This is a genomic window from Citrobacter sp. (genome assembly GCF_050252275.1).
GTDB lineage: Bacteria > Pseudomonadota > Gammaproteobacteria > Enterobacterales > Enterobacteriaceae > Citrobacter_A > Citrobacter_A amalonaticus.
Genome location: NZ_JBFWLF010000389.1, coordinates 1 through 3,226 on the forward strand (window position 1 = coordinate 1; position 3,226 = coordinate 3,226).

3 protein-coding genes are annotated in these 3,226 nt (G+C 54.1%); all 3 read right to left on the reverse strand.

From position 1 onward, the window contains the following. Positions 1 to 1,798 (reverse strand): glycoside hydrolase family 65 protein (locus AB7E14_RS22125; RefSeq protein ID WP_428169965.1); only part of this gene is annotated, 1,798 nt, incomplete at its 3' end. Continuing rightward, positions 1,795 to 2,850, reverse strand: coding sequence for a Gfo/Idh/MocA family protein (locus tag AB7E14_RS22130; protein ID WP_044257753.1), 1,056 nt, complete (start codon positions 2,848 to 2,850; stop codon positions 1,795 to 1,797). The genes AB7E14_RS22130 and AB7E14_RS22125, both read right to left, overlap by 4 nt. Positions 2,851 to 2,859: 9 nt before the next feature. Next, positions 2,860 to 3,226 (reverse strand): TIM barrel protein (locus tag AB7E14_RS22135; protein WP_428169966.1); only part of this gene is annotated, 367 nt, incomplete at its 5' end.

The window sequence follows — 3,226 nt, forward strand, 5'->3', positions numbered from 1 at the left end:
GATTGTTGAGGCAAACTTCCGCTGTGAACAACTCCGGGAGCATATAGGTCAGCATCACCACATCCGCTTGCTTCAGAATTTGCAGTTCATTGACTTCCGCCCGCGAGTAATCCAACAGGATCGTCTGCTTGCCCGCCGTTGTCTTGTACGCGCTCAGATCAATAGCCGGTTTGCTGAGAAACGTATCATCCTGCGGTAAAATGCCATCTGCCAGAACCTCTGGTCGCCATAAGAACTGGAGAAAGTGCTCGGCACGATGAATAAACGCGTCGTCCGTGCAACCATAGCGACGGGCAAAATGCAGTGCCTGCTCGACGTTGTAATACGCCATATAGTTAGTGAAGGCGTTATTATTCACGTGTTCGGTGTATTCATCCGGGCCAATGACATCATGGATCTCAAGTCGTCCCTTCACTTCCGTTGTACGGCTCAGCCAGAACCGTGCCGTTTCCAGTAAAAGCGTTAGTCCTTCATGGGACATAAATTGCTCATCGCCTGTGACCTGCCAGTACGCCACAACGGCCCAGGCAATATCGGCCACCAGATGATGTTCCGCCTGCGCAGAGGCCACCTTCTGACGCAATCCGGTTCGAATGTTGATCGCCGCGAACTCCGGCGTCTCTTCATCACCGCTGCGCGCGCTTTCCCACGGAAACAGCGCCCCCTGCCAGCCGTTGATTCGCGCTTTTTCCCGCGCCCCGGCCAGATTATGCCAACGGTAGCGCAACAAATTCCGCGCGACGTCAGGGTAAGTGAACAGATGAAAAGGAAGCAGAAAGACTTCGGTATCCCAGAAAACGTGTCCTTTATAACCTTCACCGGTCATCCCCTTCGCGCCGATGCTACAACGCTCATCATGGGCAGGCGTCATAATCCGTAAATGATACAGGGCGAAGTCCAGCGCACGCTGATCGTCTGCGTTTACACTATTCACTTCTACTCGACAATGCTGCCACCAGCGCTGCCAGTTGGCGGCGGATTGCGCCAGTAACGCGTCATAACCCAGCCCCACGCAGGCATTTAGGTGCAGAATCCCCTTTTGCCCCCAGCTTTCCAGTGAGACATCGCACTCTGTGGTCCAGTCCACCCACGTGAGTTTTTCCAGTGTCAGGCATTCCCCTGCTTTCATCAACGAGCTGGTGTGCTGCATCAGCCGCCGTTCTTTTGCTGTAAAGCAGGACTGCGCATCACCGTTGACGCGGCAATGTGTGGAAACAGCGACATGACTTCGGCCATCCTGAGTGGTGTAAATCCCTTGCAGGAGATGTTGGCCGAACACCCGCAACTGCGTTTCATCCAGATGCTGGCGACCATGGTTGGTGATTGTTGCGTCAATGCCGGTCGATAACGCAATTATGGCATCGCTGTCGAGCGGGGTAATCGACAACGTCGTCGCCAGGAGTGGCAATTGCTCTGCTGAGACAAAGCGTCGACTCTCAATGGCGAAACGCGCCCCGTCAGGCGCACGCCAGATCAGCGAACGCGTTAACTCGCCGGTAGCGAAGTCGATCTCTCGCTGCCAGCTTTCGAGAGTTCCGCTGAGCAACGAGAAAAGCTCACCATTCAGGAAGATGTCGACGCCAATAACGTCCGGAAGGTTCACTCGTTCATTGATTTCCCCCTTCCCGGACCGGTGATACAACCCGGCCAGATACATCCCACGCGTTTGATGGGTATAAGCTTCTTCGTGGCTGGCTCTACACCCCAGGTAACCATTACCTGTCGCCAGTAGTGAGGCATATTTATTCAGGCTGTGCGGACAAAAACCCGATTCGGATAACGTAACTGGCTTGCTCATAATTCAACACACATCCCTGTTTCTGCAGACTGATACAGCGCCGCCACCAGTTGCTGGATTAGCCATCCCTGTTCGGCGTCCGCGATAGTGACCGGCTCACCGCGAACATGATTCACGAAAGCTTCCATACTGCGAAAATGACGCTGATCGTCTGCACATTCGCGGGCAAATAGCGTCTCCAGTTCGCCGCCCTTATCGGTATAGACCTGCGCCGGGAACAGCGTTGCCCCCGCTTTGTCACCACAAAAATTCACATTCATGATGGATTGTTCGGGGATATTCAACGCAAAGGAGGTTTCAAGACGCAGAATGCTGCCGTTGTGGAACTCGACGGTGCCAAACAGAGAATCCTCTACGGTATAGGTCGTCGGATCCCACTCACCGAACTGGCCACAATTTTTCTGTGTGCCAATTTTCTGAAAACTGTGGGCCCAGACCCGTTTCACCATTGGGAACCCCAACACATACATCGCGGCATCCAGCATGTGAATACCAAGATCGATCAGCGGCCCGCCGCCCTGCAGCGCTTTATTGGTAAAAACCCCCCATCCGGGAACACCGCAGCGACGCAGCGCTCTGGCGTTGGTCACGTAGATTTCACCGAGAACGCCCGCCATGACCTGCTCACGCAGTAACTGCGTATCCAGCGCGAACCGATGATGGAAATCATAAGCCAGTACTTTACCCATACGACGCGCGGTATTACGCATCTCCAGCGCCTGATCCGGGGTCATCGCTGGCGGTTTCTCACACATCACGTGACAACCGGCCTCCAGTGCCAGCAAAGTATGCTGGTAATGAAAACGATTCGGTGAACAGATGCTGACGATATCGGGCTTTACCTTCTGAAGCATCGCCTGCGGATCGTCCCAGACCTGCGCATTACCGTATTTATCTGCCAGCGTTTGCGCCTGAGAACGGCGGCTGTCACAGACAGCCACCAGTTCCAGATCCTCGCGGGTGCAGTAGTACGAAGCATGAACTTTATCCGCTACCTGTCCGGCGCCAATGATGGCAACACGAAGCGGAGAACGAGTCATTGCACTTTTCACGGCAACCTCTTAGCAGGTACGCAACCAGGCCAATGACTGACGGTAGGCTTCCGGCAGATTTTCTGCCCGCACCCGCCCTTCATACACCACGTAGCCCTGATAGTTATCTTCGCGCAACTGATCAAACAGCATGCTGAAGTTCAGGCTGCCGCTGCCCGGTTGATAGCGATGATTATCCGCGATATGCACATGTCCCAGCAGATCGCGGTTATCGTGCAGCGCCTTCGCCATATCATCTTCTTCGATATTCATGTGGTAGAAATCGCCGATGATCTGTACGTGCTTCAGATTGTTTTCCACAATGTACCGACGCGCATCCGCCAGCGTGTTGATCATATGATCCTGATAACGGTTAAGCGGCTCGAGATATACGGTG